Raw genomic sequence first — 15455 nt, 5'->3', positions numbered from 1 at the left:
AGTGCGGCACGCCCGTTCCCGGTGCCACTTTCGAAACGACGACAAAGACGACAAGGATCACAGATGCCTTTGATGAAATCCTGGGTGGCGTCGGCCAACGATGCAGACCACCCTTTCCCGCTGAACAACCTGCCATATGGCGTGTTTTCGACCGATGGGTCCGACCTTCGTTGCGGTGTGGCGATCGGGGATATGATCCTCGATGTCACCGCCGCCGAAGAGCAGGGGCTGATCGCACTGGCGGACGAGCCGCTGTTCGATTTGCCGTTCTGGAACCCGTTGATGGAACAGGGGCCTGCCGTTTGGGCGGCGCTGCGCAACCGGCTGACCGAGATGCTGGCCGAAGAGACAGAGGAACGGGAGCAAGTCGAACCCCTGCTCGTGGCGCAAGGCGACGCCGAACTGCACATGCCCTTCGCGGTCAGCGAATATACCGATTTCTACGCTGGCCGGCACCACGCCCAGAATGTGGGAACGATGTTCCGCGGCGCTGAAAACGCGCTGCCGCCGAACTGGCTGCACATCCCCATCGGGTATAACGGGCGCGCGTCGTCGGTTGTGGTCTCGGACACCGATATCCGCCGCCCCTGGGGTCAGTTGAAATCCCCGGACCAAGAGAAACCCGCCTTTCTGCCCAGCCGCCGATTTGACATCGAGCTTGAGATGGGCGCAATCGTCGGTACGCCGTCGGACGGCCCGATTTCCGTGCAGGAGGCTGATGATAACATCTTCGGCTATGTCCTGCTGAACGACTGGTCAGCGCGCGATATTCAGGCTTGGGAGTATCAACCGCTCGGGCCCTTTCAGGCCAAGGCCACCGCCACGTCGATCAGCCCGTGGATCGTGACCAAAGCCGCGCTGGAGCCATTCCGGTGTAATACTCCGCCGCGCGAATTCGAGTTACTGGACCATCTGAAGGACTGCGGCCCGATGTTGTATGATATCGAGCTTGAGGTGACGATGGCTCCCGCTGGCAAAGACGCGACAACCATCGCGGCGACGAACTATAAAGAGATGTACTATTCCGCCGCGCAGCAACTGGCCCATCACAGCACGTCGGGCTGCCCGATGAATACCGGAGACCTGCTGGGGTCCGGAACCATCTCGGGGCCGACCAAGCCCGAGCGCGGCTCGCTTCTGGAACTCAGCTGGGGCGGGAAAGAGCCGCTGACGCTGAACGGCGGCGAGACGCGCAGTTTCATCGAAGACGGCGACACACTTAAGCTGAAGGGTGCGGCAAAGGGTGACGGATACAGCATTGGCTTCGGCGACTGCACCGGCACAGTGCTGCCCGCGCTATCCGATCCCTACAGCCGCTGATCCATGACCGCAAACACCAAATATGTCGGCTATATCGCGATGAGCCTGGACGGGTTCATCGCGGATGAAGACGGCAGCGTGGATTGGCTGAACCCTTTCAACGAAGCCTTGTCCACCGATGGGGGCGACGGCGGCTATGGTGTGTTCATTGAACAGATCGACGCGCTGATCATGGGACGCCCGACCTATGAGCAGGTGCTTGGCTGGGGCTGGCCCTATGGCGAGCGCCCCGGTTACGTGCTGACGCATCAGACAGATTTTCAGGGCAAGCACGTCGCGGGTTCGGGCGACATTCAGGTGTTGCGTGACGCGATTACCCAGGCCGGGCACTCGAAAGTCTGGATCATGGGCGGAGGCAAAACCCAGCGCGCCGCAATGGATGCAGGCATGTTCGATACGCTTCGGATTTTCATCATGCCCACACTTCTTGGCCGGGGACTGCCCTGTTTTGCAGCGGGAAAGCAGGTTGGCCTGACATTGACCTCCGTCTCGGAACAGCCGGGCGGGATTTTACAGATCGACTATGACATCAAGGACTGATCCAATGGCCAAAGCCTTCGCCTCGCAGGCAGACATGACGGAAAAGAAGATCTCATTTACCGAGATCGGCGAAGGGCTCTATGCCTTTACCGCCGAAGGCGATCCGAACTCGGGCGTGATCATTGGCGATGACAGCGTGATGATTGTCGAGGCGCAGGCCACGCCGCGCCTGGCCAACAAGGTGATCGAATGCGTGCGCTCGGTCACTGACAAACCGATCACCCACGTTGCGCTGACCCATTACCACGCTGTTCGTGTACTGGGCGCCAGTGCGTTTGGCGCGCAGCAGGTCATCATGTCTGATATGGCGCGCGCGATGGTCGTGGAACGGGGGCAGGAAGACTGGGACAGCGAATTCCAACGCTTCCCCCGCCTGTTCGAAGGGCATGAAGGCATTCCCGGCCTGACCTGGCCCACGACCACCTTCAGCGATACAATGACCGTTTATCTGGGCAACCGCCGGATCGACCTGATGCATCTGGGCCGCGCCCATACCGCGGGCGATATCGTCATCCATGTGCCGGATCAGAACGTGATGTTTACGGGCGACATCGTCGAATATCACTCGGCCTGCTATTGCGGTGACGGTCATTTCGCGGACTGGGGCGATACGCTGGATGCAATCAGATGGTTCGGTGTCGATGCCATCGCCCCCGGACGGGGTGACGCCCTGATCGGCAAGGAAATGGTGAACGCCGCCATCGAAAGCACCCGCAATTTCGTCGACAGCACCTATCGGCCAGTGGCGAAGGTCGCGGCGCGCGGCGGTTCCCTGAAAGAAGCCTGGGACGCGGTACGCGCCGAATGCGACCCGAAATTTGCCGATTACGCGATCTATGAACACTGCCTGCCGTTCAATGTCGCCCGCGCCTATGACGAGGCCCGCGGCATCGACACGCCGCGCATCTGGACAGCCCAGCGCGACCTTGAGATGTGGGAGGCCCTGCAGGGCTGAGGACATAGTGTCGCATTTGATCCAGATCGTTTTGCCCCGGAACCATCGGTGAGAGCATCAGGCAAGACCCCGGTGCGGCCGCGCCGGGGAACTGGACCTTGGCGCCCAGGCGCATCAGCATCGGGGGAGAGCCCATGAACAAGATCTTCGAAGTCCCGCTTTATGCCTACAACCGCAGCCCGGATCAGGACGCGACAAGGCCGGTGCGCCACAAGGTCATCGTGATCGGCGCAGGGCCTGTGGGTCTGGCCACAGCCATCGACCTGGCCCAGCAGGGGATCAGCGTTGTCGTTCTGGACGACAATGACAAGGTCAGCTTTGGCAGCCGGGCGATCTGCTTTTCTCAGCGCACGCTGGACATTGCCGACCGTCTGGGCGCCGGACGCCGGATGGTGGACAAGGGCGTGCTGTGGAATGTCGGCAAGGTCTATTTCGACAACCGCCAGGTCTATGATTTCAACCTGCAACCGGACGAAGGATATGCGAACCCGGCCTTCATCAACCTGCAGCAATACTACTTTGAAAACGCCCTGGTTGACCGCGTGCGGGAATTGCAGGCCGACGGCGCGCCGATTGAAATCCGTGGGCGCAACAAAGTCGAAGCCATCGGCACCCATGACGATCATGTCAAACTCGAAGTCGAAACGCCGGAAGGACCGTATAACGTCGAGGCCGACTGGCTGATCGCCTGCGACGGGGCCAATTCGCCGACCCGCCGGATGCTGGGGCTGGATTTCGAAGGGCGCGTGTTCGAGGACAACTTCCTGATCGCCGATGTGGTGATGCAGGCCGATTTCCCGACGGAACGGTGGTTCTGGTTCGATCCGCCGTTCAATCGCGGGCAATCCGCGCTGTTGCACAAGCAGCCGGACAATGTCTGGCGCATCGACCTGCAACTGGGTTGGGATATCGACAAGGAACGCGAAAAGCGGCCTGAAAACGTCATCCCGCGCCTGAAGGCGATGCTGGGTGACGATGTCGAGTTCGAGCTGGAATGGGTGTCGATCTACACCTTTCAGTGCCGCAGGATGGAACGGTTCCGCCATGGCCGCGTGCTGTTTGCAGGCGACAGCGCGCATCAGGTCAGCCCGTTTGGCGCGCGCGGAGCCAACTCGGGCATGCAGGACGCGGATAACCTGTGCTGGAAGCTGAAGCTGGTTATCGACGGAACGGCACCTGACCTTCTGCTGGACAGCTACAGCCGCGAACGGGTCCAGGCCGCCGATGAGAACATCCGCATGTCCACCAGCTCGACCGAGTTCATCACGCCGAAATCCGAACAGTCGCATCTGTTCCGGGACGCGGTTCTGGACCTGAGCGAACATTACGAATTCGCAAGACCACTGGTCAATTCCGGCCGGCTGAGTACACCCTGCACCTATGAGCGAAGTTCGCTGAGCTCAGCGGATGCGCTGAACGGCCCCGATCTGACACGTCCGGGGTCGGCCTGCCCGGATGCGCCGCTCGGGGACGATTTTCTGTTGCCAAAACTGGCGGGCAAATTCACTTTGTTAACCATAGATGCCGATGCGCCGGACCGGATCGAAGAAGGCGGGGTCGAAGTCGCCCGGCTGGCCCTGTCGGTCAAGGATGACCTGACGCTGGAACTCAAACGCCGGTATCTGGGCGATGCCACCAGCGCGGTCTACCTGATCCGGCCGGACCAGCACGTGGCCGCGCGCCGCGACAATTACGAAGAAAACGCGTTCCGGCAGGCGATCCGCCGGGCGACCGGTAAGGAGTAAGCGACATGACCGATCTGATCCTCACCCCGAATATCGACGATGCCGATGCCTTTTACGCCGGTCTTCTTGCCACGCATGAAGGTCTGGACAATGCCGAAAGCGACGCCCTGAACGCGCGGCTGGTGCTGGTGCTGGCCAACCATATCGGAAAATCCGATGTGCTGGCCCAGGCCCTGGATGCCGCCGCGTTCAAAGGTCACTGACCGCATGGGCGAGGTGGTGCTGTATGACTACTGGCGGTCTTCGGCCAGTTATCGGGTTCGGATTGCGCTGAACCTTGCCGGGGTCGCCTATCACGCCGTTTCGGTGGATCTAAGGGCCGGGGAACAGACCACGGACAGCCATCTGGAACGCAATCCACAAGGGCTGGTTCCGGTGCTGGAGATTGACGGGCTGCGGCTGACGCAATCGCTGGCCATCATCGACTATCTGGATCAGACGCGAGGGCTGGGTCTTTTGCCGGCGGACCCCGCGCACCGTGCGGCGGTGATTGCGCTTGCGCATTCGCTCGCTGTGGATGTGCATCCGGTGTGCAACCTGTCGGTTGCGCAATACGCAACGCGCCTCAGCGGACAGCCCGAAGGGATGCCCGGCGACTGGATGCGGCACTTTATCCGCCCCGGCCTGCTGGCATTTGAGACGCTCCTGAGCGGTTTCGAACAGGCCCCTTATTGTGGCGGCAATCGGCCCGGACTGGCGGACCTGTGCCTGATCCCGCAACTGTACAATGCGCGCCGCTGGCAGGTCGACCTTTCCGACCTGTCGCGCGCTCTGGGTGTCGAGGCCGCCTGTGGGGAACATCCCGCATTCGTGGCCGCCCACCCGGACGCTCACGCCCCCACCTGAGACGATGCACAGGGTCTGTGTTCTGGCGCGGATAGGAATTGCCGAGCGGCAATCCTACCCTCGGTCAGACCTATGAAGGAGACCCCGATGCCTGAAATCACCGGCTATCACGCCCATGTCTATTTTGATGCCGATACGCAGGACATCGCATAACAGGTCTGCGAAGAGGCAGCGCGTTTGCTGCCCGTTCGGATGGGTCGGATGCTGACCCGCAACGTCGGCCCGCACCCGCGCTGGAGCTGTCAGCTGGGCTTTGACGCCGCAGATTTTGACCGGGTGTTTCCCTGGCTGATCCTGAACCGCCGCGGGCTGACCATCCTGACCCACCCCGAAACCGGTGACCACCTGGCCGATCACCGGGACCGCAGTGTCTGGATGGGTGAAATGCTCGACCTGGACCTGTCGATCTTTGACAGGACGGGCGCCTAAGCCAGCGCCCGCGCCTGGTCCCGCAGCTTGAATTTCTGGATCTTGCCCGTCGAGGTTTTCGGCAACGGCCCGAACACCACCGTTTTGGGGGCCTTGAAATGGGCCATGTTGTCCCGGCAGAAAGTGATGATGTCTGCCTCGGTCGCCTGCGCCCCGGGTTTGAGTTCGACGAATGCGCAGGGGGTTTCGCCCCATTTGTCATCCGGGCGCGCAACCACTGCGGCCTCCATCACCGCCGGGTGTTTATAAAGGATATCCTCCACTTCGACCGACGAGATATTCTCGCCACCCGAGATGATGATGTCCTTGGACCGGTCCTTCAGCGCGATATACCCGTCCGGATGCACCACCCCCAGATCGCCCGACGCAAACCAGCCGCCCCGGAACGCCTTGTACGTTGCCTCGGCGTTTTTCAGATACCCTTTCATGACGACGTTGCCCTGCATGAATATCTCACCCAAGGTTTCGCCATCGGCGGGCACCGGGTTCAGCGTATCCGGATCAGCCACCATCAGCCCGGACAAGGCGGTATAGCGGACCCCCTGTCGCACCTTGAGCGCGGCGCGTTCCTCGGGCTCTTTGCTGTTCCATTCGTCCTTCCAGGCGCAGACGACCGAGGGGCCATAGGTCTCGGTCAGGCCATAGACATGGGTTACCTCGACACCCATGTTCTCCATGTTTGCGATGACGGCGGCCGGTGGTGGTGCTCCGGCAGTCATCACCTTGATCTGATGATCGAAATCCTTGAGGTGATCGGGCGCATTGGCCAGCATGTTTAGAACGATCGGGGCGCCGCAGAAATGGGTGACTTTTTCGTCCCGGAAAGCCGCGTAGATCGGTTCGTCCCGGACCGCGCGCAGACAGACCGAAACACCGGCATTGGCCGCCATCGCCCAGGGGAAACACCAGCCGTTGCAGTGGAACATCGGCAGGGTCCAAAGATAGACCGAATGTTTCGGCATATCCCAGTCCAGCAGGTCTGACTGCGCATTCAGGGCCGCGCCTCGGTGGTGATAGACCACGCCTTTGGGATTGCCCGTCGTACCGGAGGTATAGTTCAGCGTGATCGCATCCCATTCGTCATCCGGCAATGACCAGGCGAACTCGGGATCGCCCTCGGCCAGCAGCGCGTCATAGGTCTGGCTTCCCAGCTTTTCACCGCCGTCATAACTTGGGTCTTCGATATCAATGACCAGAATATCGTGATCGACCTGATCCAGCGCCTGTTTCACCACACCCGAAAACTCGGGATCGACCAGCAGCACCCTGGATTCCGCGTGGTTCAGGATGAAGGCAATGATCGGCGCGTCCAGCCGGGTATTGATCGCGTTCAGCACGGCGCCCGTCATCGGAACAGCGAAATGGGCCTCATACATCTCGGGGATGTTGGCCGCGATGATCGACACGGTGTCGCCCTTGCCGATCCCACGTGCGGCCAGCGCACCTGCCAGACAACGGCAGCGCGCATAGGTCTCACCCCATGAATAGCGGCGGTCCTGATAGACCACCGAAGGGTAATCCGGGTAGATCAGCGCCGTCCGTTCGATAAAGCTGAGCGGGGACAGGGGCGTGTAATTCGCCCGGCACTTGTCCAGATGACGCTCGTATATGTTGGCCTCTGTCATTGGCTGACCCTCCCACGTCAAAACCTGCGCGACTTGAACACAAACTTGGACGTCTGACAAACCCGTAGAAATACGCCGAAGGCATGGACTGGCGCTACGGGATGATGCAATCTGGCCCTATCTACCGATGGCCATTCGCGGTGATCTGAGCCATCGAAAACACAAGCCGGGGCGGCATCGTTCCCGCACCCAGAGCACCCAATTTTTCTGAAAGGACATGTCATGGACGGCACGTTCAACGAAAACGATCTTTCCCGCGTGGTCGAGGCTGACCGCGCCCATATCTGGCACCACCTGATCCAGCATAAGCCCTTTGAAACCAACGATCCGCGCATCATTGTCGAAGGCAAGGGCATGCGCGTCTGGGACCAGAACGGCAAAGAGCATCTGGATGCCGTTTCCGGCGGCGTCTGGACGGTGAATGTCGGCTATGGCCGCGAATCGATCTGCAAGGCGGTCTATGACCAGTTGATGAAACTGTGCTATTTCGCCAATTCGGCAGGTTCGATCCCGGGATCGATCTTTGCCGAAAAGTTGATCAGCAAAATGCCGGGCATGAGCCGCGTCTATTACACCAACTCGGGGTCCGAGGCGAACGAGAAGGCGTTCAAGATGGTGCGCCAGATCGCGCATAAGCGCTATGGCGGCAAAAAGACCAAAATCCTGTACCGCGACCGCGACTATCACGGCTCGACCCTCGCGGCGATGTCAGCGGGTGGTCAGGACGAGCGTAACGCGCAGTACGGCCCCTTTGCCCCTGACTTTGTTCGCGTGCCCCACTGCATGGAATACCGCAAGCATGAACTGAACGGCGCACCCGAGGAGAACTTCGGCGAATGGGCGGCGGATCAGATCGAAGAGGTGATCCTGCGCGAAGGCCCTGAAACCGTCGGCGCGCTGTGCCTTGAGCCGGTCACTGCCGGCGGCGGCGTCATCGAAGCCCCCGAGGGTTACTGGCAGCGCGTTCAGGAGATCTGCAAGAAGTACGACATCCTGCTGCATATCGACGAGGTCGTCTGCGGCGTCGGTCGGACCGGCACCTGGTTCGGTTACCAGCAATATGGCATCAAGCCCGATTTCGTGACCATGGCCAAGGGCGTTGCCTCGGGCTATGCGGCGATTGCCTGCCTTGTGACCACCGAAGACGTCTTTGACATGTTCAAGGACGACGCGGCGGACCCGATGAACTATTTTCGCGACATCTCGACCTTTGGCGGCTGCACCGCCGGTCCGGCGGCGGCGATCGAAAACATGCGGATCATCGAAGATGAGAACCTGCTGGGCAATTGCTCGGATATGGGCAACCGCATGATGGGCAACCTGCAGGCGCTGATGGAAAAGCACAAGGTCGTGGGCGACGTGCGCGGCAAGGGCCTGTTCCTGGGCGCCGAACTGGTGGCTGACCGGTCGACCCGCGAACCGGTGGACGAAAAGCTGGCGCAGGCTGTCGTGGCCGACTGTATGGCGCAGGGTGTGATCATCGGCGTCACCAACCGCTCGGTCCCCGGCAGGAACAACACGCTGTGCTTCTCGCCCGCGCTGATCGCCACGGCGGATGACATCGACCAGATCACTGACGCGGTCGATGGCGCGCTTGGGCGGGTATTTGGCTGACGCCTGACACGGAACGCCGCTTGCCGCAAAGGCGGGGCGGTACAAAAACAGAAGCCGGCGCATCCCAGCGCCGGTTTTTCTTTGGGAACAGACAAGTCCACCGCGCATTTTCGGCGTCCCGGGTCGGAATGGCATGTCCCAGCCGCGATCCACCTGAACGAACTGCTGGCGTCTGGCCAAGCCTTTGCCTAAGGTCCGGAACATGTTGACCGGTCAGAGAATTTGCCAGGAACGAGGCTTTGCCTTCCCGTCGGTTTTTCTTCATCAATTTGTCCTGTCGCAGGCGCCCGTTCCGAACCTGACCGATTGGGAAACCCCTGATCCCGCGCAGGGTTGGTTTCTAAGCCACTGCCCCAAACTGGATCGTCAGAACATTCTGGATGCATCCGGGCAGCCTGTCGGATGGCTATTGGGTGTTGCGGTATCGGCTGCGGGCGAGGTTCAAAGCAAAAGTCCGCTAAAGCTGGATGCGGCGGCTTCTGACACCGATTTCTGGACCAATATTGAAGACACCATATGCCGGATGGCCGGCAAATATGTGACCATCATTCTGTGCCAGGCTGGCCAGCGGGCCTATTTCGACCCGGTGGTGGATATGCCGGCTGTGTACAATGCAAAGGACGGTCTTGTTGCCACCTCGCCGCTGTTGGCCTCTCGTGGCGAACTACAGGTGAACCCGCACATTGATTATAACCTGATCCTGTCGCGTGGCGGAAATTTCGGGATGCAGCACACCTGTCACCCGGATGTTCTGCGCGCTATGGCCAATCACTATCTGGATTTGAGTTCGTTCAGGCTGATCCGACACTGGCCTACTGAAACCACAAATCTGGCCGAGATTGATGATATCGACTCTGCCGCGCAAACCATGACAGCGCGTTTGCAACAGACGATAGCCGCCCTTATCGGCAGCTATTCCTGTGCCTTGCCCCTGTCAGGCGGCAATGACAGCCGAATTCTGGCCTATCTGGCGCGGAATCAGATCGGCGACGTGAAATTTTGTTTCACCCACAGGATCAACTGGATCAGCAAGGTCGACTGCTTCGTCGGTGCGCAGATCGCGGCGGATCTGGGCCGGACCCTAACCCTTATCGACGGACGCCGGGCCATTCAGGAAGGGCATATGTCGCGGGTACAGATCCGGCAGTTGAAGCGGATGTTCAGGATGCGCACCGGCTTTCACAAAGAGGGGTCCGAGGACGTGCTGGTCGCCGCCGCCCTTGTGCCCGATTGCGAGCTGGTCCTACGCGGGAACGTTCTGGACATTGCCGGGGCAAACCAATGGCCGCGCAGGAATTTTGCGTTTTCCGTTGATCATGCAATTGCAAAACTGGTCCTTGGCGGTCGTCCGGCCGAGGAAAACACGGCGTATTGGGGCGACCGCTATCGTGCCTGGATGGCGACGTTGCCGGAATGCGCCCGGCATCGCACATACGATCTGGCGTTTACGGAGCTTTTGCTGCCCAACACTCTGGGCGCGAACCTGATCGGGCTGGGCACCCCGAACTATGTCAACCCGTTCAATGACCGGGACCTGATTGCGTTGTGCACGCGAATCTCACCGGTCGCGCGCGCGCTGGGCAGGCTCTATTCCCTGTTGCACCACCATGCCGGCGCGTCTTCGATCCCGACCACTTCCGACGTCAGGCAGAGCGACGACAGCAAACAGGCCATGAACAGGTTCTTCGATGATCTGGCTGAGGGGCCAGTTGTGGCTGAAATTGATGGTCGCAAGTACCCTGACCTTGTCCAATCGCCCTGACCGCCTGCTTTCAGTTCAAAGCACTGGGTTCTGTTGTCCTAATCTGTCGCGAAAACAAAAAAGGGCCGCTCCGGTTCGGAACGACCCTTTCATTCACTGTCTCTCGAAAGAGGATCAGGCGGTCAGAGCGGCCTGAGCTTTGGCGACGATCGCGCCGAACGCTTCCGGTTCGTGCACGGCCAGGTCGGCCAGAACTTTGCGGTCCACTTCGATACCGGCCAGGTTCAGGCCGTTGATGAAGCGGGAATAGGTCAGAGCCTCGTCATGCGAACGGACAGCAGCGTTGATACGCTGGATCCACAGTGCGCGGAAGTTGCGCTTGCGGTTCTTGCGGTCGCGGGTTGCGTACTGGTTGGCCTTGTCGACGGCCTGACGGGCAACCTTGAAGGTGCTCTTGCGGCGGCCATAGTAACCTTTGGCGGCCTTGATAACCTTCTTGTGACGGGCGTGAGTTACGGTTCCACCTTTAACGCGGGACATCTCTTAATCTCCTCTTAGCGGTCGTAGGGCATGTAGCCCTTGACGATCTTGGCGTCGGGGGCGGACAGGGTGGTGTTGCCACGGGCGTCGCGGATGAACTTCTTGGTCCGCTTGATCATGCCGTGCCGTTTGCCGGCCTGGCCAGCAAGGACCTTACCGGTCGCAGTCACCTTAAAGCGCTTCTTGGCGCTCGACTTTGTCTTCATCTTAGGCATTTCCGTCTCCTTTCGGGGTTCGGTTTCAGACGCGACTCGGCATGCCATCTCGGCCGGTCACGCGATCAGAAGCGCCGTTTACGCAAGTTCGCTCATACTGGCAAGGGGGTTTGGACCAGAATCTGCGCTTTTTGCGATCCCGGGGGACACCGGGGCGACGTATGCCGCCCCGGTGTCAGGTTTTAGTGGCCGAACTTGCGGATTTCTCCGGTTCTCAGCCGTTCGGCGTAAGACGCCAGTTCCTGACGCACCACTTTCATCAGGAAGTAGAGCGCAAAGACGTTCACAACCGCCATCGCAAAGATCGCCGCGTCCGAGAAGTCAATGACCGGGCCAAGATTGGCTGCGGCACCGATGACGACGAAGATGCAGAAGATGATCTTGAACACCAGTTCCTTGGTGTGACCTTCACCGAACAGATAGGTCCAGGCCTTAAGACCATAGTAGGACCAGCTGATCATGGTCGAGAAGGCAAACAGAACCACCGCGATGGCCAGCACATAGGGGAACCAGCCAAAGGCGCTGGCAAAGGCCGCCGAGGTCAGGCTGACGCCCGAGTTCCCGTCTACCGTCGCAATCGCGCTGCCGTCTTCGGTCAGCATGTAGAGACCGGTTTGCGGATCGACGATCAGTTGCTGGGTGATGATGATCACCAGCGCAGTCATGGTACAGATCACAACGGTATCGATGAACGGCTCAAGCAGGGATACGAAGCCTTCGGTAATCGGCTCCTTGGTCCGCACGGCCGAGTGCGCAATCGCAGCTGAACCCACGCCCGCCTCGTTCGAAAACGCCGCGCGACGGAAGCCCTGGATCAATGCGCCGACCATGCCGCCTGCCACACCGAGACCGGTGAAGGCGCCTGCAAAGATCTGACCGAAAGCCCAGCCGATCTGATCGGCATGCATGATGATGATGACCAGTGCAGCGGCCACATACATGACGCCCATGAACGGCACCACTTTTTCGGTCACGCGCGCGATGGATTTGAGGCCACCCACGATCACAAGGAAAACGATAGCCGCGAAAACCAGACCGGTGATCCACCCGGGGTAATCCCCGACGATGCCCGCGATCTGCTGATGCGCCTGGTTGGCCTGGAACATGTTGCCTCCGCCCAGCGCACCAAGGATACAGAAGATCGAGAACAGGATGGCCAGAATCTTGCCGCCGGGCAGACCCAGTTCGGCAAAACCCTTGGACATATAGTACATCGGACCACCCGAAACGGTGCCGTCATCGTATTCATTGCGGTATTTCACACCCAGCGTACATTCGGTGAATTTCGACGCCATGCCCAACAGGCCGGCCATGATCATCCAGAACGTCGCCCCGGGCCCGCCGATTCCGACAGCCACCGCCACACCGGCGATGTTCCCAAGACCGACCGTACCGGACAGAGCCGTGGCCAGAGCCTGAAAGTGGCTGACCTCACCCGCGTCGTTGGGATCGGAATAGTCGCCTTTCACAAGGCTGATCGCGTGGCTAAAGAACCGAAGCTGCACAAATGCGAAATATAGCGTGAAGACCGTCGCCGCGACAACCAGCCACCCCACGATCCACGGGAAGCCCGTTCCCGGAAACGGTGCGAAGATAAAGCTGACAAACGGCCCGGTAAAATCGGCAAAAGCCTGATTGATCTTGTCGTCCAGACCGACTGCCTCTTGCGCCGCTGCGGGGCCGGCAATCAGGGCGGTGGTCGCGGCAAGACCCAAATGTTTCAAATTAGTCATCTCGTCCCTCCCTCAATTCACAACGGTGACCGGAACATCGGCATGCATGACCAGATTCTGGGTCGAGCTGCCGAACAGGCGTTTCTTGAACCCGTCCGCCGAGGCGCGGCCGACGATGATCTGCGAGCCGCCATTCTCAACCGTGATCGTGTTCAGCGTCTCGGCCACGTCGCCATGGCGCACAATGCCATGCGCGGAAAAGCCCGCGCCGTTCAATGCGTCGACCGCCGGTGTGACGATGCGTGTCGTTGCCAGATCCACCTCTTCCTCGCGCCGTTTGTGACGCAGGGCGTTTTCCTCTGGTGTCTGAAAGGTAAATGGGGACCATTCGATGACATAGACCACAAGCAATTCGCATGTCCCGATCCGCTCGGCCAGGTCTTTGGCAAAGGCGATCGCGCGCTCTCCGGTTTCTGTCCCGTCCAGTCCTATGACAATTTTCGTTGTCATGACGTTCCTCCGTTATCGTTGATTGAACCGGGGCCCGTGCCCCCGGCGGAGCAGCCGGAACCTGGAACTTATGAATAGACTGCCCCTGAGAAGGAGTATCCGGGAAAATCACCGAAAAATAGAGAGGATTTTGCCGGGCTCAACCAATAACCCGGCAAACATATGTAATTATTGTACTTTTTCCGCCTAAAAAACAGGCATTTCCGCGCCATGAGCGAAAATGCCAGCTCGGATCAACCCGGATCGGTGTTGTAGATCAGGCGTTCGTCACAAGGCGCGATGCGCAAAATATTGGTTGTTCCGGGCACGTTAAAGGGAACGCCGGCAGTGACAACGATCTGATCGGACTCGGACGCGAACCCGCCTGCGCGGGCTGCGCGGGCTGCGTTCACAACCGCACTCTTGAACCGCTCCAGCTCGGGCGTCATCACGCAATGGCAGCCCCAGCTCAGGCACAGACGGCGCGCGGTGCCGGTGGTTGGTGTCATCGCGATAATCGGAACCTCGGGGCGTTCCCGGGCCGTCAGCAGGGCCGTTGTACCGCTTTGAGTAAAGCAGCAGATGGCCTTGATATCGGTCTTTTCCGCGATTTCGCGTGCAGCGGCCACGATACCGTCGGCAATCGTTGTACCCTGCGCCGTACGCGATGCGGCGATGATCTGCATATAGGTCGGGTCGGCCTCAACCTCGATCGCGACCTGGTTCATGGTCTGCACGGCCTCGACCGGATAGGACCCGGCCGCGGATTCCGCGCTGAGCATAATGGCGTCCGTGCCTTCATAGATGGCCGTGGCCACATCCGAAACCTCAGCCCGCGTTGGCATCGGGCTTTCGATCATGCTTTCCAGCATTTGTGTTGCAACGATCACCGGCTTGGCTTCGCCGCGGCACTTGCGCACCAGGCGCTTTTGAATCGGCGGCACTGCGGAAACCGGCAGTTCCACCCCCAGATCGCCCCGCGCGACCATGATCCCGTCCGATGCATCAAGGATATCGTCAAACGCCTCGACAGCGGCGGGCTTTTCGATCTTGGACAGGATCGAGGCTCGGCCATCGGCCAGCGCGCGCGCCTCGAACACATCCTTGGCGCGCTGCACAAAACTCAGCGCCAGCCAGTCGACCCCCAGCTGGCAGACAAATTCCAGATCGTCGCGATCCTTGGCCGAAAGCGCGGCCAGTGGCAGCAGGACATCCGGAACATTCACGCCCTTGCGGTTTGATATGGTTCCACCAACCTCGACCGTACAATTTGCAAAGTCCTGGCCGCAATCCTGCACGATCAGACGGATTTTGCCGTCGTTGACCAGCAGGCGTGCGCCGGTTTCCAGCGCAGCAAAAATTTCGGGGTGCGGCAGGCAGACGCGACCGGCATCACCGGGCGCAGGATCCAGGTCCAGCCGGAACGCGGCGCCCTCTTCCAGTTCTTCGGCATCATTGGCAAACACGCCGACGCGCAGCTTTGGCCCCTGGAGGTCCGCCAGAATCGCAATCGGGCTGTCCAGGTCCTTTTCCACTTGCCGGATGATGCGGTGGCGTTCACGGATTTCGTCATGGCTGCCATGGCTCATGTTCAGGCGGAACACGTCGGCCCCTGCCTCGTGCAGGGCGCGGATGGTGTCATAGTTGTTGGACGCCGGCCCCAGCGTCGCCACGATCTTTACACTTCTCAGGCGTCGCATTGGTCTTGCTCTCCTCACGTCGTCGATGTTACCGCAAACATAGCTTGAGCCGCTTATTGCGC

Annotated in this window: 14 protein-coding genes and 1 pseudogene; 9 read left to right on the top strand and 6 right to left on the bottom strand. The window is 60.1% G+C overall.

Annotation, left to right across the window (positions count from 1 at the left end; all coding sequences use genetic code 11):
- The first annotated feature begins 63 nt into the window (after positions 1–63).
- The 7 genes and pseudogenes from fahA to ACR0D8_RS17985 form a co-directional block, all read left to right on the top strand.
- Positions 64–1320 (top strand): fumarylacetoacetase, encoded by a 1257-nt coding sequence (fahA, locus tag ACR0D8_RS18015; protein WP_480648572.1) that lies wholly within the window; start codon positions 64–66, stop codon positions 1318–1320.
- Positions 1321–1323: 3 nt separating this feature from the next.
- Positions 1324–1860: a dihydrofolate reductase family protein gene (locus tag ACR0D8_RS18010; RefSeq protein ID WP_480648570.1), complete on the top strand. Its 537-nt coding sequence runs from the start codon at positions 1324–1326 to the stop codon at positions 1858–1860.
- A 4-nt stretch (positions 1861–1864) separates the two neighbouring features.
- Positions 1865–2815 carry an MBL fold metallo-hydrolase gene (locus ACR0D8_RS18005; RefSeq protein ID WP_480648569.1) on the top strand — a complete coding sequence of 317 codons (951 nt, stop codon included), beginning with the start codon at positions 1865–1867 and terminating at the stop codon, positions 2813–2815.
- Between the two features lie 134 nt (positions 2816–2949).
- A complete protein-coding gene (locus ACR0D8_RS18000; RefSeq protein ID WP_480648567.1) occupies positions 2950–4560 on the top strand; it encodes an FAD-dependent oxidoreductase in 1611 nt (536 codons plus the stop codon).
- A gap of 5 nt (positions 4561–4565) precedes the next feature.
- Positions 4566–4763 carry a DUF2783 domain-containing protein gene (locus tag ACR0D8_RS17995; RefSeq protein ID WP_480648565.1) on the top strand — a complete coding sequence of 66 codons (198 nt, stop codon included), beginning with the start codon at positions 4566–4568 and terminating at the stop codon, positions 4761–4763.
- 4 nt (positions 4764–4767) lie between these two features.
- Positions 4768–5406, top strand: a complete 639-nt coding sequence (gene maiA, locus ACR0D8_RS17990; RefSeq protein ID WP_480648727.1) for a maleylacetoacetate isomerase — start codon at positions 4768–4770, stop codon at positions 5404–5406.
- A 171-nt stretch (positions 5407–5577) separates the two neighbouring features.
- A pseudogene (locus tag ACR0D8_RS17985) lies at positions 5578–5835 on the top strand (DOPA 4,5-dioxygenase family protein); the annotation flags it as partial.
- Here the strand turns inward: ACR0D8_RS17985 and ACR0D8_RS17980 are convergent.
- Complete coding sequence (locus tag ACR0D8_RS17980; RefSeq protein WP_480648563.1) at positions 5832–7460, bottom strand: acyl-CoA synthetase; 1629 nt, start codon at positions 7458–7460, stop codon at positions 5832–5834. The pseudogene ACR0D8_RS17985 and the gene ACR0D8_RS17980 overlap by 4 nt on opposite strands.
- A gap of 222 nt (positions 7461–7682) precedes the next feature.
- Here ACR0D8_RS17980 and ACR0D8_RS17975 point away from each other — a divergent pair, with 222 nt between their 5' ends.
- Together ACR0D8_RS17975 and ACR0D8_RS17970 are read left to right on the top strand one after the other, a co-directional pair.
- Complete coding sequence (locus tag ACR0D8_RS17975) at positions 7683–9074, top strand: aminotransferase family protein (RefSeq protein WP_475163170.1); 1392 nt, start codon at positions 7683–7685, stop codon at positions 9072–9074.
- Positions 9075–9276: 202 nt separating this feature from the next.
- The gene (locus ACR0D8_RS17970; protein WP_480648561.1) at positions 9277–10836 is read left to right on the top strand and encodes a hypothetical protein; all 1560 of its coding nucleotides are present in this window, start codon (positions 9277–9279) and stop codon (positions 10834–10836) included.
- Positions 10837–10950: 114 nt separating this feature from the next.
- Here the strand turns inward: ACR0D8_RS17970 and rplT are convergent, their stop codons facing one another.
- From rplT to pyk, 5 genes are all read right to left on the bottom strand, one after another.
- On the bottom strand, positions 10951–11316 hold the full coding sequence (gene rplT / locus ACR0D8_RS17965; RefSeq protein ID WP_152457001.1) for a 50S ribosomal protein L20: 366 nt from the start codon (positions 11314–11316) through the stop codon (positions 10951–10953).
- A 14-nt stretch (positions 11317–11330) separates the two neighbouring features.
- On the bottom strand, positions 11331–11531 hold the full coding sequence (gene rpmI, locus ACR0D8_RS17960) for a 50S ribosomal protein L35 (protein ID WP_010443552.1): 201 nt from the start codon (positions 11529–11531) through the stop codon (positions 11331–11333).
- Positions 11532–11713: 182 nt separating this feature from the next.
- Positions 11714–13264, bottom strand: a complete 1551-nt coding sequence (locus ACR0D8_RS17955; RefSeq protein WP_480648559.1) for an alanine/glycine:cation symporter family protein — start codon at positions 13262–13264, stop codon at positions 11714–11716.
- A 12-nt stretch (positions 13265–13276) separates the two neighbouring features.
- Positions 13277–13714, bottom strand: a complete 438-nt coding sequence (locus ACR0D8_RS17950; protein ID WP_475163180.1) for a universal stress protein — start codon at positions 13712–13714, stop codon at positions 13277–13279.
- Between the two features lie 233 nt (positions 13715–13947).
- Positions 13948–15393, bottom strand: a complete 1446-nt coding sequence (pyk, locus tag ACR0D8_RS17945; protein ID WP_480648557.1) for a pyruvate kinase — start codon at positions 15391–15393, stop codon at positions 13948–13950.
- Between the last annotated feature and the right edge of the window lie 62 nt (positions 15394–15455).

The sequence above is a fragment of the Ruegeria sp. BG10 genome (assembly GCF_056538575.1).
Note: the sequence above shows the minus strand (reverse complement) of the source record. Positions and strands in the feature narration are given on the sequence as shown.